Origin of the sequence: Colwellia sp. 75C3 (assembly GCF_002836255.1) — a bacterium.
GTDB lineage: Bacteria > Pseudomonadota > Gammaproteobacteria > Enterobacterales > Alteromonadaceae > Colwellia.
Window position 1 is genome coordinate 149,264 of sequence record NZ_PJAU01000032.1, and the last position, 23,237, is coordinate 172,500.

The window sequence follows — 23,237 nt, forward strand, 5'->3', positions numbered from 1 at the left end:
ACTCGCGATTAAACCTTAATAATATAGTTAAGTTACTAACAAGAAAAAGGGCTCAATGTTTTCACATTGAGCCCTTTTTTATAACTAAAGTTACTTCGTTACTTCGTTACTTCAAAACACCATCCACTGTACCTTGGGCTAAACCATGGTAACCAGGGCGGGCTTGTTTATATACATCAAGAGCCCATGTCTTGTTCTCTGCTGTTTTGGCAAGCTCTTTATATAAAGGCACGATTAACTTACGTCGACCAATGCTTTTTAGGTAAGTTGCCATTGCAGGATAAACATCTTTGTAACCGACACGAACTGATAATAAGTACCACGCATGAGTAATCTCTGCATTAGTACTATTTGTTAAATTAAATTCCTTATCTAAACTAGTCATACGTTCTAGGCTAGTATCTAACGGTAAGTTATTAATAAAATGCAACCATTCGTGTAATGTCCACTGTGCTGTTGGTAATTGTGTCAACGTTAACTCATTAGCAACTAACTGTTTTATTTGCTTATCAATGACCTTGAAGGCATTCGAAGTAGGCTGTGGCGCATAACTTGGTAAACCGGCGTTGAAGATCCACTCGTTTATTTCGCTATTGCTAACAATATTTGGATACTTATCAGTTAAATTAGCTTTTAAGTATTTAACAAAGTTATCAGTACCTAGACTTTCGAAAGCATGGCTATCAAAATACTCTAAAACAAAGGCATCAAAACGTTCGCGACCAAACTTCTCTTCTAGGAACATTAAAAATAATTGACCTTTAACATAAGGTACACCTGAAAATGCATCATCAGGATCACGGCCCTTTAAATCGATATAAAGTTTAGTATCACCCGTATCAAGTTCGAGTAATTCCGCATTTAAATCTTGTGCGCCAAGCGCTTGTTCCATTACGGCACGTTCAGTACCAAAAACGGCTTCCATAATACGGTTTTCAACATAGCTGGTAAAACCTTCGTTTAACCATAGATCGCGCCAGCTTTCGTTAGTAACTAAGTTACCTGACCAAGAGTGAGCAAGTTCATGAGCAATTAAATTAACTAAACTTTTATCACCAGCAACAACTGTTGGTGTTATGAATGAAAGACGTGGATTCTCCATGCCGCCAAAAGGAAAGCTTGGTGGTAGCATCAATAAGTCGTAACGACCCCAACGATATTTACCATACATCTCTTCAGCCTTATCAATCATCGCCTGCGTATCATCAAATTCAGCAACGGCTGCATCTAAAATATAAGCTTCAGCATAAATGCCTGTTTGATGGCTCATGGCTTTAAACTGAAGGTCACCAACACCAATAGCAATTAAATAAGGAGGAATAGCTTGTGGCATTGAGAAGAAGTAATCGCCATCACGCTCTGTACCTGGTTCATTATTAGCACTCATTACCGCTAATAAGTCTTTATCGGTAGTAATACGCGCTGTATAAGTTACGCGAACACTCGGTGTATCTTGAATAGGGATCCAAGAACGCGCATGGATTGCTTGGTTTTGACTAAATAGAAAAGGTTTTTCTTTTCCGGCTGTTTGCTCAGCGGATAACCACTGTAAGCCTGAAGCTTTTTCTGTTGAGTTATAATAAACACGGACTTTTTTAGCATTAAATTGCGTATTTATCGTTAACTTACTACCTAAAACATCATCGCGCTTAGCTAAGTCATAGTTCACTTTTACCCATTCGCCTTGGCTATTTTTTGCCATGATGCGGTGAATAACAAGGTCGCGTGTATCCAAAATTAATGGCGCTTTGTTATCAGTTAACCAATCAAGTGATAATTCAGCAAAACCAGACAACGATTTGTTATCAAAATCGACATTAAGGTCAAGATACACGTGGGTCGCTTTTACTTGATCATAGTTAGCATAAGTATATGCATCTGTTAATGTAGAGACATTAACTTGTTTATGAGCGTCGTGTTGATGAACAGCGCCATCATGTGCCCATGTAACGGGTGCTACAGACACAGTAAAAGTGCTGAGTAACAAGCAAAGTTTTGAAAAATGTTTCATTACATTTTATACCTTAAAATTAAATAGTCGCACTCAAATAGAGCACAGACAAAACAGGCCTGTAGATTACTGCGAATCGACAGGCCTGTTCAATACTTAACTTTAGTTTTTTACTCTTTCTATGGCGTTAATTAGCAAGTTTTATTTACAGCGCTGAATAAAAACGCAATAAACTTAAGGTTTTTGCATTTGAATGACTACTCTACGGTTTTTTCCGCGACCGAGGGTAGTATCATTAGAAGAGATATGACGCTTTTCACCATAGCCTTTTGCTTCAATTCGGCTAACTTCAATACCATTTTGTACGAAGTAGTCTCTGATCTTGGCAGCACGGCGTTCTGATAACTTCAAATTTGACCAACGACCACCATAACTATCAGAATAAGCGTCGATCAATACTAATTCTAATTCTGGATCTAGACTCAAATATTCACGAATCATTTCGATACGTCTTTGTGATGCTTTAGTGAATTTATCACTACTTGATTGATAGTTTAGTACCGTATAAGAAATATCATCAAAGCTGTAATTCAATAAATTTCCGACACAGCCAACAAAATCTCTATAAGCTTTTTTAAAGCGTGCCGTTGATAGGCCAACAGAAATTTTATCTTGGTCGCTATACCAGTCATCATAATAAAAGGTAGGACTCATGCCCTGCTCTAATTCACTTAACATAGTCCAAGCAACTTTTTTCGGTAGGCTCGGATTAAATTGTTTATGTAATTTCATATTCGCTAAAGTGCGTGAACCTACGCCAGGTTGCCAGTTAGGTGCAACACTACGAACTTCAGCTAAAGAGTAATTATCGGGTAATAGCATCATATCTAGCTCAAATTCCATATTAAGCTGACGACTCGCTTTTGCTGAAAATCGTGCTTCACCATAGCGAGGGATTTGGTGTGATAAGGTGCATTGTAGACGAGAATCATCCGATAACTGCCATTTAGACGTATGGATATCTGCGCTATATTGACGTATGCCTGCTTTTACATCACTAACAAGTAAACTAGCCATTAAGCTAGTTATTACAAGAAAATATGTACTCATTGATGTGATTATATGTTTCATAATTTTGCACAATATCAATAGCAGTAACAGGACAATTCACTTTATCCTGTATGGGATAGATAGGGTATCGCCCTAAAGTTCTATAACTTTAGCATTTTATCGGTAAAAAATCGCTTTAGCGGATAAATAAATAGACTTAATGACTTATAAGCGATCTTCACAGTCGTTTTTAAATAAACTTTCTGCGATAATAATCAGCATTATTTGAAATCTCTATTACATAGTGACCAATGCCTGAATCAAGTTCTATAGATACCCAGCAAAAAAAACAACTTAATACTGACAAAGTTAAAAGCAAGTTTGCTCAACGATTTCGCGGTTACTTCCCCGTTGTTATTGATGTAGAAACAGCCGGTTTTAATTCCCAAACAGATGCACTACTTGAGCTTGCTGCTTCAGTATTACATTTAGATGAAGACACCGGTGATTTCTCTATCGATGAAACAATACAGTTTAACATCGAGCCATTTGAAGGTGCTAATCTTGAACCAAAAGCGCTGGAATTTACCGGTATAGACCCAACAAACCCATTACGCGGTGCAGTTGATGAAGACGAAGCACTTAAAGTGCTGTTTAAAATGGTTCGAAAAAAGATGAAAGCGGCGGGTTGTCAACGCGCAATTATTGTTGCTCATAATGCAGCCTTTGATTTAGGTTTTTTAAATGCGGCTACCGAGCGCTGTAATATTAAACGCAGTCCTTTCCATAGCTTTGTCAGTTTTGATACCACTACCCTTGCAGGTCTTGCTTTAGGTCAAACTGTGCTAGCAAAGGCTTGTATCGCTGCCAAGATAGACTTTAATAATAGTGAAGCACACAGCGCATTATATGACACTGAAAAAACAGCTGAGCTATTTTGTCATATCGTTAATAAGTGGCGAGCACTAGGTGGTTGGCCGTTAGTTGAAGAATAAGTTGAGTCTTAACAACTAAACGAAAGGCTTAACACTAATATTTAGACATAAAAAAACCGCTTTCGCGGTTTTTTTTATTTTTGCATTTGAGATAGTAAATTTAGTAATTAACTATCTCATTAGCAAAATTATAACTGATCAGCATTGTCAGTAAGGTAAGCTGCAACGCCTTCTGGAGAAGCCGTCATGCCTTTATCACCTTTGTTCCAACCAGCTGGACAAACTTCGCCGTGGTCTTGGTGGAATTGTAGTGCATCAACCATACGTAACATTTCATCTACATCACGACCTAGTGGTAAATCGTTAATTACTTGATGACGTACATTGCCTTCTTCATCAATTAAGAAAGAACCACGGAATGCAACACCAGCTTCAGGATGTTCAACGTCGTATGCTTTACAAATTTCATGCTTAGTATCAGCAACTAAAGTGTATTGTACTGGACCAATACCACCTTCATTTACTGGAGTGTTACGCCATGCGTTATGTGAGAATTGTGAATCGATAGAAACACCAATTACTACTACGCCACGGCTTTTAAATTCTTCCATGCGGTGATCAAAAGCTAAAAGCTCAGATGGACAAACAAAAGTAAAATCTAATGGATAGAAAAATACTACTGCTTTTTTACCGCTAATTGCTTCGCTTAATGTAAAGCTATCAACAATTTCACCGCTACCAAGTACTGCTGCTGCAGTGAAATCTGGTGCTTGACGACCAACTAATACACTCATTTTATGCTCCAATTTTATTTATGTTTAATTTACCTACCGACAAATATTATCGCAGGTCTATGTTAAGTAATCTGTATTATGCTTCTGCTGAACTATCTTCTGCTGAGGCATGCTTAGCCGCTGCTGCTTTAACTAAGGTTTGTAATTCACCTTGTTGAAACATTTCCATAATAATATCGCAGCCGCCAACTAACTCGCCTTCAACCCATAATTGTGGGAAAGTAGGCCAATCAGCATATTTAGGTAATTCCGCACGGATATCAGGGTTTTGTAAAATATCAACATAAGCAAATTTCTCTTCACAAGAAATTAATGCTTGTGACGCTTGTGATGAAAAACCACAATTTGGTAATTTAGGAGACCCTTTCATATATAGCAAGATTGTATTTTCGCTAATTTGTTCTTTAATGCGCTCAATTGTATCCATAGTACCCTCTATTAATTAATACTTATTCTATTCTTTTGTATCGATATATCTTACATATGGAGATAAAAAATAAATTATCAACTCTTTTCAATACAACATAATGGAATAAGTACTATTATCTAAAACTGCTTAGCTATTGATTTTAAGATGTATAGCCTTGATAATTGCCTGAACAATACCAATATATAAATAATACTTGAGTATTTTACTCAAGTTTATATAAAAACACACCAATTTTTGATTAAAATTTACAATTAGGAGAGCATAATGTCCATTGAATTACCTGCATTACCTTACGAGCAAGATGCATTAGAGCCACACATTTCTGCAGAAACATTATCATTCCATTACGGCAAGCATCACAACACTTATGTTGTAAAACTTAATGGTTTAATTGGCGGTACTGAATTTGAGAATAAAAGCTTAGAAGAAATTGTTAAAACTTCTTCAGCTGGTATTTTTAATAATGCAGCACAAATATGGAATCATACTTTTTATTGGAATAGCTTAGCGCCAAATGCTGGTGGTGAACCAACTGGTGATTTATTAGCAGCAATCATTAGTAACTTCGGTTCTTTTGCTGAATTTAAAGCTAAGTTCACTGATAGCGCTATCAATAACTTTGGCTCTAGCTGGACTTGGTTAGTAAAAAATGCTGATGGCAGCCTAGCTATTGTTAATACTTCAAATGCCGCAACTCCATTAACTGACGAAGGTGTTACGCCACTTCTTACCGTAGATTTATGGGAACATGCTTACTACATTGATTACCGTAACGTAAGACCTGATTACCTTAACGGTTTCTGGGCATTAGCTAACTGGGATTTTGCTCAAGCTAACTTTAGCTAATATAAACAAAATCTATTTATACCCGTTCCATTTATTCCTTAATTGGTAACGGGTATATACCTCAAAATTCCTGCTCAGTTATACCTCATAAATAAAACATATAACTTCAACACTTCAATTCAAAATAACTTCACCTGATTTTTCAGACATAAACCCCCAAGCTATTTACATTAGATTTTTTAATCTACAAAATAATCTCAAGTTTATTTAATGAATAAACAAGCATGTTATTCTAAGTTAGCTTCACAGACATATTCTATACTTGAATAAAAATTCAACCTACAGGCCTTTAATTCGATGTTAAACACCTGATTCATGAATAATTACGCATTAAATTAGCATAGCCAAAACCCAACTAATTCGCATTAGTTTTTCTAATGTAAAAACTACATTTTTTGTAGGTTGTCGGAATAAATAAAGACGATTAAGATAGCTTTGTTTTCTGAGTTAGCGCAATGATTTTTTACTCTTTCTCCCAAAGAGCTATCATTAACTAGATTACTCTGAATTGATATTGACTATCTTTTCTCTCTGACATGTTTCTTGGAATTTAACTTCCTTCTATCAACTTGATATTTAAGTTGGCCCGCACTTAGTTTGCGGGCTTTTTTTTGGCTTTTTTTTAGTAAAGTAGATAATGATGATTTAGGTATTGAGCTAAGCAGAGGTGATAGGAGTATTTATAACTGCCCTAATACTTGTGCGGGTTCTATTTTTGTTGCTCGCCATGCTGGGTATATTGTTGCCAACAAACTCATGATTAGGGCGGTGATAACGGTGGCATAAACATCACTCGCATGTAAAACACTCGGTAGATAATTAATAAAGTACACATCACCAGATAAAAACGTAATCCCCATAAACTGCTCTATCGCACTAATAATTCCGGTAAGGTTTAACGCTAAATAAACACCGCACATCGCGCCTAATAAACTGCCAACGACACCGTTAACCAAACCTTGAACAATAAAAGTTAACATAATAGTTTTTGAGCTTGCTCCCATGGTTTTTAAAATAGCGATATCCCCCTGCTTTTCATTAACCGCCATAATTAACGTTGAAACAATATTAAAACTCGCTACCGCAATAACCAAGACCAAAACAATAAACATCACCATACGCACCAATTGAATATCATTAAATACATGTCCCTGAGTACCCGTCCAATTATTGATATAAACGTAGTGGTCAAAATTATGAGCGACTTGCCTAGCAATTTTAGGGGCAGCAAAAACATCAGTAACTTTCAGACGTATGCTTTGTGTTTCGTTAGCCTTATAGCCCATAACATCACTTGCTAGAGAAAGTGGGATATAGACTAAGGTTTCATCTATTGTACCACCAAATTTAAAAATACCGACTACCTCTACATGTCGGGTGATAGGTGCTGAAAAGATTTTTTTAATATCTTCAGCGCCTTGTGGTGGTGGTAATAACAGTTGAATTTTATCACCGAGTTTTACAGAGAGTTTTTTCGCCACACCACTACCAATAACAATGGTATTTTCATTTGATGCTGTGACCATTAATCCCTGCCACTTACCGGCAATGATATAATCATCAATACTCGATACTTTCATTTCAAGATTAGCATCAACGCCACGAACTTCTACCGCCTTTAATTTCAAACCGTGTTGCAGCATGCCGGTCATTTTAATTACTGGCGCGGCCGCCATGACAGCCGAGTCAGTTTGTACTTTTTTAATACTTTCTCGCCAATCTTTTATCGGTTCATTAACACTGACTAGTTCAACGTGCGGTACTATCGACAGAAGCTTTTGAGATAACTCACGTTCAAAGCCATTCATAGCGCTTAGTACAACAATAAGTACAGTTACGCCTAACGCAATACCAATAGTAGAAGAGGCAGAAATAAAAGCTGAAAAACCATTACCATGTCGGCTGCGAACATAACGCCATCCTAAGAAAACACTTAATGGTTTAAACATGGCTTTCACTAACCTGGTGTTCGCTATCCTCACTACCACTATTTTTAATAACAGACTCTTGTTCATTTATATCAATAAGTGGTAATAATTTCCCTTGTACTAACTTTACTTGTCTATCCATACGATTAGCTAAGACCAAATCGTGAGTGACAATAACAAAGCTAGTATTAGCGGTTTTATTTAAGCTGCGAATCAATTGATAAATTTGTTCTGCGGTATCGCTATCTAAATTACCAGTAGGCTCATCGGCTAAAACCAAAGATGGCTTAGTCACTAATGCGCGAGCAATAGCTACGCGTTGACGTTCGCCCCCTGATAATTGTGAAGGTCGGTAATCAATTCGATGCGACAAGCCAACTTGGTCAAGCATCTCTTTGGCAGCTAATAAGGCTTGCTTGGGTTTTTTACCTTGGATCATTAAAGGCATAGCTACGTTTTCTTGGGCACTAAATTCCATCATCAAATGATGAAATTGATAAATAAAGCCGATATGCTGATTTCTAAATTTAGATCTTTCTTTGTCCGATAACTGGTGAATATCAATATCATTAATAAGCACGTGTCCTGAGCTTGGCGTGTCTAATGCTCCGGCAAGGTGTAAAAAGGTGCTCTTTCCACAGCCAGAGCTGCCTACTACAGCCAGTAGCTCACCTTTATCGACGCTAAGCTCTAAGTCATTTAATACTTTAGTTTCAATATCACCTTGTTTGTATGATTTTGAAAGTTGACGACACTGTAATACTTTACTCATTAATTTGTGGCCTTATTCATTTCGTAATACCTGTGCTGGCTCAGTAGTCGAGGCTTGATATGCGGGATAAAGCGTCGCAATAAAACTCATTATGAGTGCTGAAACAATAATAGTAAGTACATCAACAAACTCCAGCTTTACTGGTAATTCTTGCATGCCAAAACCAAATAAATTGACTCCTATTACCAACATTATATCGTTCAAATTTAGTGCCAATATCACACCGAGAATGCCACCTAAGCTAACACCCCACAAGCCATTAACCATGCCCTGAGTTATGAAAATTTTAATAACATCTATACGTGCTAAACCTAAGGTTTGTAATATGCCAATTTCAGCCTGTTTTTCCACAACAACCATCACTAAGGCCGAGACAATATTAAATGCAGCAACCGCAATGATTAAACTTAACATTAGCCACATCATATTTTTTTCCATTTTCACGGCAGAAAATAGCGCCCCTTGGCTTTCATCCCAAGTACTAAAACTAGCGGGATTAAGTATTTTATTTTGTGGTGATGCTTGTTGCTTCAGTTGCTTTTCCTCAAGGCTTTTCACAACCTCTTTGGCATTAAAAGCATCATCTAAATACAGTCGTAATTTATCAATACCATCACCTGTTCTTCTTAGCAGTTTAGCGCCATAACGGCTATCAACATAAACCATGGCATCATCAACTTGTGAACCAAGATGAAAAATACCTGCTATTGTAAAAACACGTTGTACAGGAATACGTCCCATCGGTGTAAAAACACTTTTATTAGGTAACACCAACCGCACTTCATCACCAAGATTAACCTGTAGCTTATTTGCTAAAGACTGTCCGAGGATCAAGGAGTAACGTTGTTTGGAGAGCATTTCCATGCTGCCAGAAACCATATGGGTATTAATGATATTTGTTTGTTCATATTTTGGCATTATGCCTTGAACGAGAACACCTTGAAGGCCTTTAACAGATTGGATTAACGCTTCACTTTCAAGAAAAGGTGTTACTTGAAGCACATGGGGCTCGGTTAATAACTCTTCTCGTAAGGCTGGCCAGCCCAAATTTTGCTGACTACTGTTTTCTTTATCCGTCTTATTTTCAGTGAAATCACTAACAATAACATGGGGGACTATGCCTAAAATGCGCTTTTTTAATTCTCCTTCAAAACCATTCATTACAGAAACAACGGTAATAAGTGCCGCCACTCCTAATAAAATACCAACAGTAGAGAAGAAAGTAATAAAAGAAACAAAGCCCGTATGGCTTTTACTACGACTATAACGTAGCCCGATGAATATACTAATAGGTTGAAACATTGAGGTATTATTATTTTATCTGGTACTGATTTAGAATACTATGTAGCATAACACAGTCATTAAAATTGTCTGAGGTAAATAGTCGGTGAAACATTTTTCGTTACAGTTCTCTGTTATCAACGTCTGCTATTACATTAATTAATTAATAAGCTTTTATCTTATTTATAAAAGCACTACCTTCAATCTGGAAATAAACGACATGAACTCTCTTTCTCTTGAACAAAAGTTAGCCCAATATCATGAGTTTTTTGCCATTGAACATCAATTTTCAGTAAATATTATGCCTATTGATATAACTGAAAATAACAGCTTTGATCAGTTTACCGCCAGTATTCCTATGCCATTTAAACTATCTACCGATATGAGCACAATAGATCAATCGGCATTAAGATCATTACAGAATTTAGGTAATAGCGCCTCTCAATTAGTTAGTTTCCTTAACCAGCAGTCACAGAAAATTGATTTACTTATTGGTTATATCCTGAGTCAACAAGATGAAGTACAACATAGGTATCAAGGATTAGAGTTTGGTGGTGGCGGTATTAAATTTAACAACGACAAAGCATTTAGTACCGGTCAATTAATTGAGGTAAAAATATTTTTACTAGAAAATAATTGTGCCATATATTGCTACGGTGAGGTAATAGAAGTTGAGCCAACTAACGATCAGTTTACCCACAAAATCACCTTCCACTTTATTCGAGAGGAAGACAGAGAAATATTAGTGCGTACCAGCTTGCTTGAACAATCTAAACAATTACAAAAATTGGCTAAATTACGTAATCAAGAGAATAAAAAGTAAGCACCATTTACAGCCGTTATTGTAAAAAAGTGCTACTCAACTTACCTTTAACATTCAAATGCTAGCTAAACACAAATTCTATTAATGGTTTGTTCCACTTCTTGTGACGTTTGTTGTTGCTGTTCAGCATGAGCTGCGACAGAGCTTAAACCACGGTTAATGTCATCACTTAATGAGATAACAGCTAACATATTATCATTAATAGATGATGTTGCATTCTGTTGCGCTAAGGTACTACTGGCAATTTGTGATGTTAAGTTATCAACCTCTTGAAAAGATTGACCTATTTGATCTAAAGCATTAACGACTTCAGCAGAGTAATTCAAAGAGTCTTGGGTTAATTTATGACCTCGGCTAATACTATTTACCGCATTGGTTGATTTGGATTGTAACCCTTCCACCATAGACTGTATTTCTACCGTTGACTGTTGAGTTCTGTGAGCTAATGCGCGAACTTCGTCTGCAACAACAGCAAAACCTCGCCCCTGTTCACCAGCACGAGCCGCTTCTATCGCCGCATTTAAAGCCAATAAATTTGTTTGATCGGCAATGCCCCTAATCACGTCTAATACAGAGCCTATACGTGCACTCTCCTCTTGCAACAATTCTAGCTCTTTGGCCATATCACCTACTTCACTAGCCACTGCTTCAATAGTTTTCTGACTGGTATTCGAAGAGTTAACGCCATTTGCTAACGTTTCCATTACCAAGCTTGTTGTCTCACTTACTTGCTCTGCAGTGTGAGATAAATTAGTTGAAGTATTAGCAACATCCTCAATAGATTCTGCCATTTGAGTCATTTGTCCTGCTGAGCTCTCAACAAGATTAACTGAATCGATCATCTGTAAAGACAATGAAGTAGAGCCTTGGCGCAATAGTTCAGCTTCTTGACGAATAACACTAACAACATCAGCTAAGCCGACAATAAAGTGACTCAGTTCATTGGTCACTTGGGCAAGCTCATCATTGGCGGGATCTTTTAATGGCTCAGAGGGAGCCTCTTCAGTGCTGACTACCATATCAAGGTAAGCTTTAAGCTGAATTAATCGCTTGGTTAACATTTTGCTGAAAAATACATAACTCGCAATGCTTTGTACGAAAACTAAAACACAAAAGAGCAAAGTCAGAGTAAAATTACTTACTGGGCCGCTAATAAAAAATAGACTGAGAATAAAAACGATACCAATTGCTAAATTTGGTATGAGGAGCTTTATCGATAATTTATTGAGCATACTTTTTCTCTTTATTATTATGATGCGTACTAAAATTTCTACCAAGCATTTTATATAATAGAATTTATTACCTGTATAGCTTTATTTTTGCTAGTATTTTTAATCAAGATTATCAATAAGAGTTATATATGTCAGTAACAGCAATAATTATTACAGTCCTTGCAATCGGTATTATAGTGGGAGGCATTTTTTTATTAAAAAAATCAGCGAACAAGTTCAATTTAACAGCTGAGCAATTAGCTAGTATCAAGAAACGTAATGAAGCGCTAGAAAAAAAAGAAAAGGAACAAGAATAGGAACAAGAAGGTAAATAATAATCTGACTAAACAGTTTATTTATACGATAGTTATTAACTGCGGTATAAGGTCTTAATTAAGTGATAACCAAATTTTGTTTTTATTGGTCCATGTACTTTCAATAAAGGCCTCTTGAATACAACATCATCAAAAGCTTTTACCATTTGTCCACGACCAAACTCACCCAAATCACCACCTCTTTTCTTCGATGGACAAAGCGAGTGTTTTTTTGCAAGCGCGCCAAAATTAGCACCATTATCAAGTTGTGTTTTTAAATCTGCCGCTTGTTTTTCAGTTTTTACTAGAATATGCAGTGCACATGCGTTTGCCATAGTTTTTTACCCATAGAGAATTATTATGGTGATTATACTAGATATACTATGTGAGTTACCAATCAAGATGTATTTTCAAAGTTATTGAGCTATTTCAATGGTTTTAAAATGACTTTATAGCAAGGTAAATAATGACTTAAATTCCCGCTGAAATCATAGTCTTTGTATGACCATAGGCATATGATTACAATTAATTACTTTCACTTACCTTTTTCATGACATAAAATGTCATGAATTTAACTACTCAATGTGACTTAGACCTATGACAGCAATACAACACCTGTTTGATAATAATAAACAATGGGCAGAAAAAAGAACGAAAGAAAACCCTGAATTCTTTAAAAGATTATCTGAACAGCAATCGCCAAAATACTTATGGATAGGTTGCTCAGATTCACGCGTACCTGCTAACGCGCTTCTAGGCATGGATCCGGGAGAGGTTTTTGTACACCGTAATATTGCTAATCAGGTCATTCATACTGATTTAAATTGCTTATCCGTTATTCAATATGCTGTCGATGTATTAAAAGTGCAACATATTATTGTCTGTGGCCATTATGGTTGTGGTGGTGTTAGCGCTGCGCTTGACAATAAAAGTCATGGTCTAATAGACAACTGGTTACGTCACATAGAAGATGTTTACCGCTTCCATCAAGAAGAAATGGACCAGGTAACCGATGAAAAAGAGCGTATCAACCTATTATGTGAACTCAATGTTATAGAACAAGTAGCCAATATCTGTAAGACTACTACTCTAGTTAACGCATGGCAAAGTAATCAAGACATCACCGTTCATGGCGTAGTGTATAACTTACACGATGGTATTTTAAAAGACTTAAACGTCTCCGCTAACAGTAAATAAAGGCTAGTTACCTAAGTAATACCTTCAGATAACAAAATTTAATTATAAAAAAAAGCCAACAAACTTACTCAGCTTGTTGGCTTTTTTATTGGTTAATGGCTGCTATTAACTATTGTTATAGAACGCCACGTTCCATTTGATTTAATTCAATAGATTTAAATAAGGTTGAGAAGTTACCTTCACCAAAACCTTGATCGTCTACACGCTGAATCATTTCAATAAAGATAGGACCAAATAAATTCTTAGTAAATATCTGTAATAAATAAGAATCTTCACTTTGGCTATCAATCAATATTTGATGATCTTGGATACGTTTTTTATCTTCTTTTACCCACGGTACGCGATCAAATATTTCATCGTAATACTCAGGTACAATATTAAGTGTATCAATAATTGAGCTATCTAACTTATCCAGAGAGCCAACAAGATCGTCTGTTATAAACGCTAAATGTTGTACGCCAGGGCCATTATATTCATTAAGGTATTCATCAATTTGATTATTAGTACTACCTTTACCTTCATTGATTGGAATACAGAATTTCCCACAAGGTGACGCAAGAGCATAAGAAATCAAGGCTGTTTTAACACCTTTAATATCAAAGTATCTAACTTCCGTAAAGCCAAAAACGTCTTTGTAGAAATCAGCCCATTTATGCATAGTGCCTTGATAAACATTATTGGTTAAATGATCTACCGCTAAAAAGCCTTTATCTTCAACTAATACTGGCTCAGCAATATCTTCAAAGTCAGTATCATATATCAAACCTTTGTTAGCGCCTGTTTTTGCAAAATTCTCGATGAAATAGATAAGGCTGTCGCCAATACCATAGATAGCAGGATACGGAAGTTTATTTGCTTCATTTACAGCAGATTTTGCTCCGCGCTTAACTGCTTCGGTAAAAGCAAAGTCAGCATCTTCTACACGCCAGCCCATAGAACAAATAGCAGGACCATGGCTTTTAGCAAACTCTTTAGAAAAACCAGATTTTTCTTTATTTATTAAAAAGTGGATATCATTTTGATTAAAGTACTCAACATCACGCCCTTTCATTTTTTTAGTTTTAGAAAAACCAAAACCATAGAAAGCTTTTTCCATAAAGTCTGAATCTGGTGTAGCGTATTCAGTAAACTCAATACCACATAATTTTAGCGGGTTTTTACTATCGGTCATTGTTATCTCTCTTTCATTCAATTTTTATCTTGTAGCTATTATCAATGGCAATTGAACGAAGCGAAAGACCTCATAGGACAAGGCTTGAAAGAAGGTTGTAACATAAGTTGTACGAGTATGAGTCCAAAAAAATAGCTTGCTGCTAACAAGGCTATACTATGGCTAGAAGAGGAGTGTAAACAAATATTAACACCTTGTTGGTGGACTGCAAAAATAGGAAATATTTACCTCTGTTTAACCTTACAAGGCTATCAATATATTACTGCCTATATTGATAGCCTTGCTATTAATTAGCGTATCAAGGGGTAATTAAAAATTACCGAGTAGATCTAAAGCAAAGTTTTCTCATCAATTACAATTTAATTACATAAATTCCTTAGCAAAACCAGCAAGAACAACTAACCTTAAAATATAGCAAGTGCTTTTTACTTTACCTTTACAAGCTGTTAGGTGCTGGCTTTTACTAATTTTATCTTAATGGATTGCATTGTGTTCTTTTGGAGGTAGTTATGAGTATTTTTCAACATTATCAAACGCGCTATGAACAGGCCCAACAAGAAGAGTTTGGCTTACAAGAATTCTTAACTATTTGTAAAGACGATAGTCTAGCTTACGCTAGTGCATCAGAACGTTTACTAACTGCCATTGGTGAGGCGGAAATGGTCGATACAGCGACTGACCCGAGCCTTAGTAGAATTTTTTCAAACAGGGTTATTAAACGCTATCCTGCTTTTGTTGATTTTTATGGTATGGAAGAAGCCATTGAGCAAATAGTGTCTTATTTAAAGCATGCTTCACAAGGCTTAGAAGAACATAAACAAATTCTATATTTATTAGGTCCTGTTGGTGGGGGTAAATCTTCACTGGCAGAGAAATTAAAGTCTCTGATGCAACAAGAGCCCATTTATGTATTATGCGCAAATGGCGTCCGTAGCCCCGTTAATGATCACCCTTTTTGCTTATTTGATGCCCATAACGACGGAAAAATCCTTAAAGATGAATATAATATTCCTGCTAGGTACTTAAACAACATCATCTCACCGTGGGCTGCGAAACGCTTGCATGAATTTAAAGGCGACATTGCTCAATTTACTGTAGTTAAAGTTTACCCTTCTATTTTAGATCAGATTGCCATAGCGAAAACAGAGCCTGGTGATGATAACAACCAAGATATCTCAGCACTGGTGGGTAAAGTTGATATAAGACAACTTGAACATTTTGCTCAAAACGATGCTGATGCTTATAGCTACTCAGGTGCTTTGTGTCGAGCCAATCAAGGCTTGATGGAATTTGTTGAGATGTTTAAAGCGCCGATAAAAGTGCTACATCCTTTACTAACCGCCACCCAAGAAGGTAACTACAATCCTACCGAAGGCCTATCAGCTTTGCCTTTTAACGGAATTTTACTTGCCCATTCAAATGAATCTGAATGGCAAACTTTTAGAAATAACAAAAACAACGAAGCATTCTTAGACCGTGTCTATATTGTTAAAGTGCCTTATTGTATGCGTGTTTCTGAAGAAGTTAACATCTATAAAAAACTATTAGAGCACAGTGAATTAAAAACGGCACAGTGTGCCCCAGACACATTAGATATTCTTGCTCAATTCTCGGTATTATCTCGTTTGAAAGACCCGGTTAACTCAAGTATTTATTCGAAAATGCGTGTTTATGATGGTGAAACGCTAAAAGATACCGATCCAAAAGCAAAATCCTATCAAGAATATCGTGATTATGCGGGTATTGATGAAGGCATGTCAGGGTTATCGACTCGTTTTGCTTTTAAAATTTTATCACGGGTATTTAACTTTGATAGCGTTGAAGTTGCAGCAAACCCGGTTCACTTGTTCTATGTTTTAGAGCAACAAGTTGAACGAGAACAATTACCTAAAGAACTCACCGAGCGCTATTTAGAATTCATCAAAGGCTATTTAACGCCTCAATATATAGAGTTTATTGGCAAAGAAATTCAAACAGCTTATCTAGAGTCTTACTCTGAATATGGACAAAACATTTTCGACCGTTATGTTACTTATGCAGATTTTTGGATTCAAGACCAAGAATATAGAGATGCTGAAACGGGTCAATTATTCGATCGACAATCACTTAATGATGAATTAGAGAAAATAGAAAAACCTGCTGGCATTAGCAACCCTAAAGACTTCCGTAATGAAATTGTCAATTTTGTTTTGAGGGCGAAAGCCAATAACAACGGTAAAAATCCTGTTTGGACTAGTTATGAAAAACTTAGGACTGTTATTGAGAAAAAAATGTTTTCTAATACTGAAGACTTACTGCCTGTCATTTCTTTCAACGCTAAAACATCAACAGACGACCAGCAAAAACATGATGACTTTGTGAAACGTATGATGACAAAAGGCTATACCCAAAAACAAGTTCGCTTATTATCTGAATGGTATTTACGAGTTAGAAAGTCTTCTTAAGACGTATCTCTTACGTAAAAGGATATATACCCGTTATCATTCAGAGTTTCAGTGGGAATTTAAATAGCTCACAAACAATGAAACTTAAATACTGATTGATAGCGGATATAAATAAAGGAAAGAGATAAGGAGTACGTATGGCCAACTTTATTGATAGACGTCTGAATAGTAAAAATAAAAGTACTGTCAACCGTCAGCGCTTCTTGAGACGTTATAAAAACCAAATTAAAAAGTCTGTTTCTGAGGCCATAAACCAACGTGGCGTGACAGACATTGATTCTGGTGAAAACATTATTATTCCAAAGAAAGACTTATCAGAGCCTACATTCCACCAAGGGCAAGGTGGCATAAAAGATAGAGTTCATCCTGGTAATGATCAGTTTACCACGGGTGATAGAATTCCTCGTCCGCCAAAAAAACAAGGTCAAGGTGCTGGCGAAGGTGATGCAAGTGATAGTGGTGAAGGTGAAGATGAATTTACTTTTTCAATTTCTAAAGAAGAGTATTTAAACCTTCTTTTTGAAGATTTAGAGTTACCTAATCTTGAAAGGAATCAATTAGATAAATTAATCGAGTATAAAACGGTACGTAGTGGTTTTTGTGCTGAGGGTGTCGCTTCCAATATTGATATTGTCAAATCACTTCAAGGCTCAATTGCTAGACGTATCGCGATGACAGCCTCAAAGCGTAAGAAGCTAAAAGTGCTTGAAGAAGCACTTTTAGCTTTAAATAATGATAAACACGATAATATTCAACAACAACGTGATTTGATTGCTGAAATTGACAATATAAAAGGAAAAATTGCTAAAGTTCCCTTTATTGATACTTTCGATTTACAATTTCGTAATTATGCCAAGCAAGCAGTTCCAACTTCCAAAGCGGTTATGTTTTGCTTAATGGATGTATCTGGTTCAATGGACCAAGCAACAAAAGAAATGGCCAAACGCTTTTATATTTTACTCTATCTATTTCTTAGCCGTACCTATAAGAATATTGATGTTGTTTATATTAGGCATCATACCCAGGCTAAAGAGGTTAATGAGCATGAGTTCTTTTATTCACAAGAAACTGGAGGAACCATTGCATCAAGTGCTTTAGAGCTTATGAATAACATCATCACTGAACGCTATAATGACAACCAGTGGAATATTTATGGTGCCCAGGCATCAGATGGCGATAATTGGGCTGATGATTCTCCCCAGTGCAAGGCGATATTAGAACAACAAATATTACCAAAAAGTCGCTATTTTAGTTATATCGAAATAACCCAACGTGCCCACCAGACGCTATGGAAGCACTATCAAGAAGTGGAAGAGTCTCATGCTAACTTTGCTATGCAACATATTAAATCTGTTGCTGATATTTATCCTGTGTTTAGAGAGCTTTTCAAAAAAAACACACAGAGTGCCGCTTAACAGAAACTTTTACCTTAAATAAGTGGGTGATTAATGACTAATAAAAATAATACTGCTGAAACTATTAAAAAAACAAAAGTGACTCCATTAGATGACACACCTGATTGGACTTTTGATTTGCTTGGGCAATATCAACACGAAATAGCTCGAGTTGCCGACTTTTATCGTTTAGATACCTATACCAATCAAATAGAAGTGATCACTGCAGAACAAATGATGGATGCTTATGCTAGCGTGGGTATGCCCATTGGTTATAGTCATTGGACCTTTGGTAAAAAATTCATTCAAACAGAACAAAACTACAAACGTGGCCAAATGGGCTTAGCGTATGAAATAGTAATCAACTCTAGTCCATGCATATCCTATTTAATGGAAGAAAACACCCTAACCATGCAAGCGCTAGTTATGGCACATGCCTGTTACGGTCATAACTCCTTTTTTAAGGGGAATTATTTATTTAAGTCATGGACTGATGCTAGCTCGATTATCGATTATTTATTATTCGCTAAAAACTATATTGCACAGTGTGAACAAAAGTATGGAATTAGTGAGGTAGAATCCACGTTAGATGCTTGTCATGCTTTAATGAGCCATGGCGTTGACCGTTATAAAAGACCACAAAAAATATCATTAGATGAAGAGCTTAAAAGGCAGTCTGAACGAGCTGAGTATTTACAATCACAAGTGAATGCGCTTTGGCGTACTGTTCCCAAAAAAGAGCAACAGGAGAATGAGAAAAAATATATTTTTCCAAAAGAGCCACAAGAAAATATTTTATATTTCATTGAAAAAAATGCTCCCCTGCTTCAGCCATGGCAAAGAGAGATTGTCAGAATAGTAAGGAAAATTTCCCAATACTTCTACCCTCAAAAACAAACCCAAGTAATGAATGAGGGCTGGGCATGTTTTTGGCACTACACTATTTTAAACCACTTATACGATGAAGGCTTAGTAACAGATAAATTTATGCTGGAGTTTTTACACAGTCATACCAACGTTGTTGCACAGCCAGAATACAATAGTAAGTATTATTCAGGCATAAATCCTTATGCTTTAGGTTTTAACATGTTCATTGATATTAGACGTATCTGCGAACACCCAACTGAAGAAGATAAAGAGTATTTTCCTGAAATAGCGGGGAGTAACTGGGTAGATACGGTGCATTTTGCCATGGAGAATTTTAAAGATGAAAGCTTTATCAGCCAATATTTATCACCCAAACTAATACGTGATTTTAAGCTATTTCACATCCATGATGATAGCGATAACAATTATGTTGAGATTGGTGCTATTCATAATGAACAAGGGTATAAGAAAGTTCGTCACAATCTAGCCAATCAGTATAACCTGAGTAATATAGAGGTAAACATTCAAATAGTTGATGCAAATATTGATGGTGACAGAGCACTAACCCTCAGATACACGCCACACAACGATGTAGAACTAGGCGATTCAAAAGATGAGGTGTTAAAACACCTGCATTATTTATGGCACTTTGACGTTAAGATTATTCAAGAAACTAAATCAGGAGAGGATAAGATTATTGCCAGCTGTCCACAAAAAAGTAAAGACGATTAAAATCGTCTTTACTTAATTCATAAGGGATGTATCAATTATTAGTCTTCAGATAACTCTTTTAATACGTCATCCTTTAATTCACTCCACAATGCGCCTGAATCGATACCATACTTTCGAACGGCTAATATAGCCCCATCAAAATCATTGGCTTGAGCCAGTTCTATCAACGCTTGGTAATAATTTTTAGATATTTCACGTCCCATAGGGTGAGCAAAATATAAGTTACCAATTCTTGAATGCAAGCCACTCAAACCATTAAGTATTAGTAAGTAAATTGAGTTTCCTGAAGCAACAACTAAATCTTTATTAAGCTGGTAATCAAACTTGGAAAAGGCTTCACCGGTGTCTTCAATATCCAAATAACCTTTTAGATTTTCGATTGTTTTTTCAGGGTTATTTTTTATTGCACCACGAATATATATAGCACTGATATTGGTGCGTGCTGATAATAGGTTATCAACTAAATCAGGAATTCCATCTTGATCTAATTGCGCCAACGTTTCCAGAATATTTAAACTCGAGGTTTCCCAGAAGTTATTTACTTTAGTGGGCTTACCATGCTGAATAGTTAACCAACCATCTCGGGCTAATCGTTGTAATACTTCTCTGAGCGTAGTTCGAGTTACCCCGATAAGTTCAGAGAGTTCGCGCTCGGCGGGTAAGATAGAACCAGGAGGAAAACCACCATTCCAAATAGATTCAACGATATATTGTTCCGCAAATCCTGCTGGGCTTTTAGCTTTTATGACCATTGACGATAGTTACCTGATAATATGAATAAGGACAAATTTCACAACAGATTGTACCAGAAGTAGACTTATGTACAAGCGCGAAAAGGTACTAGGAATTACTTGCGCCACTTAGAGTAGAGTTATCATGGCAACCTATAGTATCAGGGGACTTCTCTATGAATGTTATCAAGGGTTCCTCAATGGGCTCAATAAAAGTTGATGGACTATGAGCTCCCCGCATGAGGTAATCTTTATTCTTTTGGTTTAGCATTTATTAAGGAGGAACGTTATAGAGTAAAAATTTTTTCTTAAAAACAATGTAAAAATAACGTTTAACTACCGTTACTCCAATCACTCCTTCCATTATAACGATGAGTTATATTGTTTCTACAAAAACTAATCCAAGAATCAAACTAAGACATAATCCTCTTTATTAAATAGCTTTTATCAGACGATAAATTTTTCCAGTAATACTTGTTGTTGATTAACTTCATCAACAAGTATCTCATTAGTACTAAACTGTTGTGCTGAAAACTCACCCACTTGAACACTAATATCATTAATATGTGTGGTGTTTTTATTGATTTCCTCTATAACCACACTTTGCTCTTCAATAGCTGCCGCTATTTGAATGTTTCTATCCATAATATCTTTAACTGCATTTGAAATATTACCAAGCGCTTGATTTGCAACTTCAGTATTTTTAACACATGAAATAGCCTTCTCTTGGCTCTCATTCATTGCTTTTTGTACCAAATTAGATGATTCTTGAATCTGTTCTATCATCGCTTTAATTTCTGTTGTTGATTCTTGTGTACGTGAAGCTAAGGTTCTTACTTCATCAGCAACAACAGCAAAACCTCGTCCTTGTTCACCTGCTCTGGCGGCTTCTATTGCCGCATTGAGTGCAAGTAAATTAGTTTGCTCTGCAACACCGTTAATAACAGATAAAATTTGTTCAATGTTATTACTATACTCGGCGAGTTGATCACCTAACTGTTGTGATGTAGAAATTGTTTCTGATAATTCAGAAATGTCTTTACTTGTTTTAGTAAAGAGCGATTTCCCTTCTTCTGCTTGTTCATTCACTGATGATATAGAGCTAGCAGCATCTTGAGCACTTGAGGCAATATCCGTTGATGTCGCACTCATTTCATTCATAGCCGTCGCTAAGTTTTCAACTAACAGCCCTTGTTGAGTCAGCTCTGAGCTAGATTCAGTTGCCAACTGCTTAGCTTTATCACTGTTATTAACGACTAATCCCGCTTTATGTTTTATATCATTCACCAGCTGTTGTAGTGACCCCAAGAATTGATTAAAGTTCGTCGCAACGGCACCACATTCATCCTCACTTTTAATAGTTAAACGTTGGGTTAAATCCCCTCCTCCTGATGCAATTTCAGCAATTGCTGTTTCCAAATCATTTAACGGCATGAGTAATCTTTTGGCTAGTTTCCTCAAGATGAAAACACAAAAAATAATACTAAAAATAGCAAATATAACGGATCTCAGTGTTAAGTTTGACAAAGATTGATAAACTTTGTCTTCTTCAAGTAAAACACCTAAGTACCAGTTCATTCCTGACTCTTTCTTTAAGGGATAAAAATAAATCAGCTTATTTAAACCTTCATGTTTAATTTTTAAAATTTGTTTGGCATTTCCCGGTGATTTACCGTAAGTATCTTGTGTTGTCTTGCCATTAAATTTAGCTAAAGGATGAGTAATAATCCCCCCTGCTGAATCCGTAATGAAGGCAAGGCCAGTATTATTGAAATTTATTGTATTAACACTTTTAGCTATACTATCTAAGCTTAAATCACCTCCCAATACACCTTTTAATTCGCCATCACTTCTTATCGGTGCCACCACAGAGAGTAATAATTCTTGTGTTGCTGCATCAGTATAAGGTTCAGTGAAAATAACATTTTGACTCGATGCTCCAAGTTTGTACCAAGGTCTGTCTTTAAAATCTATATTATCGGGATTTTTCCTATTAGGGTCATTTGAACGAAGCTCTGTTTCATTAGATAAAGTACCAAAAACAAGTGAGAAATCTTCTGTTAAACTATTAAGTTCTAGGCTATTTTGAAATACTTTGACTGAATACCTTTCTTCAATAATATTTTTTAATAATCTTATTTGAACAGTTTTACCTGAGAGCCAGTGACTAATGCCTTGGGCTAATAATAACGAATTATCTTCTACATATGCTTGAGTTTTTTCTTCAAGTGTTTTGCTAATTAAAATGTAACTAGAAAAAGATAAAAGAGAAATCACAATAAATACCACAATACCTGAGGCAATAGAAAACTTAGTTCTAATCTTCATTTTGATCACCATCTAAAACTATTATATTAAATAATATA

At 36.1% G+C, this 23,237-nt stretch carries 20 protein-coding genes; 8 read left to right on the forward strand and 12 right to left on the reverse strand.

The features are described from left to right. Positions 1 to 106: 106 nt before the first annotated feature. Both CXF85_RS02550 and CXF85_RS02555 read right to left on the reverse strand, forming a co-directional pair. Positions 107 to 2,011: a M1 family metallopeptidase gene (locus CXF85_RS02550; protein ID WP_101226962.1), complete on the reverse strand. Its 1,905-nt coding sequence runs from the start codon at positions 2,009 to 2,011 to the stop codon at positions 107 to 109. A 174-nt stretch (positions 2,012 to 2,185) separates the two neighbouring features. Then, positions 2,186 to 3,061, reverse strand: a complete 876-nt coding sequence (locus CXF85_RS02555) for a flagellar protein MotY (RefSeq protein ID WP_442871858.1) — start codon at positions 3,059 to 3,061, stop codon at positions 2,186 to 2,188. A gap of 251 nt (positions 3,062 to 3,312) precedes the next feature. On the opposite strand from CXF85_RS02555, the gene rnt reads away from it, so the two are divergent. Beyond that, on the forward strand, positions 3,313 to 3,996 hold the full coding sequence (rnt, locus tag CXF85_RS02560; protein ID WP_101226964.1) for a ribonuclease T: 684 nt from the start codon (positions 3,313 to 3,315) through the stop codon (positions 3,994 to 3,996). Positions 3,997 to 4,124: 128 nt separating this feature from the next. Here rnt and CXF85_RS02565 read toward each other — a convergent pair whose 3' ends face one another. Together CXF85_RS02565 and CXF85_RS02570 are read right to left on the reverse strand one after the other, a co-directional pair. Continuing rightward, complete coding sequence (locus CXF85_RS02565) at positions 4,125 to 4,730, reverse strand: peroxiredoxin (RefSeq protein WP_101226965.1); 606 nt, start codon at positions 4,728 to 4,730, stop codon at positions 4,125 to 4,127. Between the two features lie 76 nt (positions 4,731 to 4,806). Next, entirely contained in the window at positions 4,807 to 5,157 is a 351-nt protein-coding gene (locus CXF85_RS02570) for a Grx4 family monothiol glutaredoxin (RefSeq protein WP_101226966.1), read from the reverse strand. 267 nt (positions 5,158 to 5,424) lie between these two features. Between CXF85_RS02570 and sodB the strand changes: the two genes are divergently transcribed. After that, positions 5,425 to 6,006 (forward strand): superoxide dismutase [Fe], encoded by a 582-nt coding sequence (gene sodB, locus CXF85_RS02575; protein WP_101226967.1) that lies wholly within the window; start codon positions 5,425 to 5,427, stop codon positions 6,004 to 6,006. Positions 6,007 to 6,686: 680 nt separating this feature from the next. Here sodB and lolE read toward each other — a convergent pair. The 3 genes from lolE to CXF85_RS02590 are packed head-to-tail and all read right to left on the reverse strand — an operon-like array spanning position 6,687 to position 10,008. Beyond that, positions 6,687 to 7,955, reverse strand: a complete 1,269-nt coding sequence (lolE, locus tag CXF85_RS02580; protein WP_101226968.1) for a lipoprotein-releasing ABC transporter permease subunit LolE — start codon at positions 7,953 to 7,955, stop codon at positions 6,687 to 6,689. Next, the gene (gene lolD, locus CXF85_RS02585; protein WP_101226969.1) at positions 7,948 to 8,706 is read right to left on the reverse strand and encodes a lipoprotein-releasing ABC transporter ATP-binding protein LolD; all 759 of its coding nucleotides are present in this window, start codon (positions 8,704 to 8,706) and stop codon (positions 7,948 to 7,950) included. The genes lolE and lolD overlap by 8 nt, the downstream gene beginning before the upstream one ends. Before the next feature lie 12 nt (positions 8,707 to 8,718). Next, positions 8,719 to 10,008, reverse strand: a complete 1,290-nt coding sequence (locus CXF85_RS02590) for a lipoprotein-releasing ABC transporter permease subunit (protein WP_101226970.1) — start codon at positions 10,006 to 10,008, stop codon at positions 8,719 to 8,721. A 199-nt stretch (positions 10,009 to 10,207) separates the two neighbouring features. Here CXF85_RS02590 and CXF85_RS02595 point away from each other — a divergent pair, with 199 nt between their 5' ends. Beyond that, entirely contained in the window at positions 10,208 to 10,810 is a 603-nt protein-coding gene (locus tag CXF85_RS02595; RefSeq protein ID WP_101226971.1) for a PilZ domain-containing protein, read from the forward strand. Between the two features lie 65 nt (positions 10,811 to 10,875). Here CXF85_RS02595 and CXF85_RS02600 read toward each other — a convergent pair whose 3' ends face one another. Continuing rightward, positions 10,876 to 12,042: a methyl-accepting chemotaxis protein gene (locus CXF85_RS02600; RefSeq protein ID WP_101226972.1), complete on the reverse strand. Its 1,167-nt coding sequence runs from the start codon at positions 12,040 to 12,042 to the stop codon at positions 10,876 to 10,878. A gap of 128 nt (positions 12,043 to 12,170) precedes the next feature. On the opposite strand from CXF85_RS02600, the gene CXF85_RS02605 reads away from it, so the two are divergent. Beyond that, positions 12,171 to 12,338: a DUF2897 family protein gene (locus tag CXF85_RS02605; RefSeq protein ID WP_101226973.1), complete on the forward strand. Its 168-nt coding sequence runs from the start codon at positions 12,171 to 12,173 to the stop codon at positions 12,336 to 12,338. 53 nt (positions 12,339 to 12,391) lie between these two features. Here CXF85_RS02605 and ppiC read toward each other — a convergent pair whose 3' ends face one another. Further along, positions 12,392 to 12,670, reverse strand: a complete 279-nt coding sequence (ppiC, locus tag CXF85_RS02610) for a peptidylprolyl isomerase PpiC (RefSeq protein ID WP_101226974.1) — start codon at positions 12,668 to 12,670, stop codon at positions 12,392 to 12,394. 262 nt (positions 12,671 to 12,932) lie between these two features. Here ppiC and can point away from each other — a divergent pair, with 262 nt between their 5' ends. Continuing rightward, positions 12,933 to 13,532 carry a carbonate dehydratase gene (gene can / locus CXF85_RS02615; protein ID WP_101226975.1) on the forward strand — a complete coding sequence of 200 codons (600 nt, stop codon included), beginning with the start codon at positions 12,933 to 12,935 and terminating at the stop codon, positions 13,530 to 13,532. A 115-nt stretch (positions 13,533 to 13,647) separates the two neighbouring features. On the opposite strand, the gene hppD is transcribed toward can, so the two are convergent. Continuing rightward, on the reverse strand, positions 13,648 to 14,703 hold the full coding sequence (hppD, locus tag CXF85_RS02620; RefSeq protein ID WP_101226976.1) for a 4-hydroxyphenylpyruvate dioxygenase: 1,056 nt from the start codon (positions 14,701 to 14,703) through the stop codon (positions 13,648 to 13,650). A gap of 509 nt (positions 14,704 to 15,212) precedes the next feature. Here hppD and CXF85_RS02625 point away from each other — a divergent pair. The 3 genes from CXF85_RS02625 to CXF85_RS02635 all read left to right on the forward strand — a co-directional run bounded on the left by CXF85_RS02625 (position 15,213) and on the right by CXF85_RS02635 (position 20,140). Continuing rightward, the gene (locus CXF85_RS02625) at positions 15,213 to 17,147 is read left to right on the forward strand and encodes a PrkA family serine protein kinase (protein WP_101226977.1); all 1,935 of its coding nucleotides are present in this window, start codon (positions 15,213 to 15,215) and stop codon (positions 17,145 to 17,147) included. A gap of 137 nt (positions 17,148 to 17,284) precedes the next feature. Continuing rightward, the gene (locus CXF85_RS02630) at positions 17,285 to 18,562 is read left to right on the forward strand and encodes a YeaH/YhbH family protein (protein WP_101226978.1); all 1,278 of its coding nucleotides are present in this window, start codon (positions 17,285 to 17,287) and stop codon (positions 18,560 to 18,562) included. A gap of 33 nt (positions 18,563 to 18,595) precedes the next feature. Continuing rightward, the gene (locus CXF85_RS02635; RefSeq protein WP_232771049.1) at positions 18,596 to 20,140 is read left to right on the forward strand and encodes a SpoVR family protein; all 1,545 of its coding nucleotides are present in this window, start codon (positions 18,596 to 18,598) and stop codon (positions 20,138 to 20,140) included. 38 nt (positions 20,141 to 20,178) lie between these two features. Here CXF85_RS02635 and fadR read toward each other — a convergent pair whose 3' ends face one another. Both fadR and CXF85_RS02645 read right to left on the reverse strand, forming a co-directional pair. Then, entirely contained in the window at positions 20,179 to 20,892 is a 714-nt protein-coding gene (gene fadR / locus CXF85_RS02640; protein ID WP_101226979.1) for a fatty acid metabolism transcriptional regulator FadR, read from the reverse strand. A 426-nt stretch (positions 20,893 to 21,318) separates the two neighbouring features. Continuing rightward, positions 21,319 to 23,199, reverse strand: a complete 1,881-nt coding sequence (locus CXF85_RS02645; protein ID WP_101226980.1) for a methyl-accepting chemotaxis protein — start codon at positions 23,197 to 23,199, stop codon at positions 21,319 to 21,321. Positions 23,200 to 23,237 lie beyond the last annotated feature (38 nt).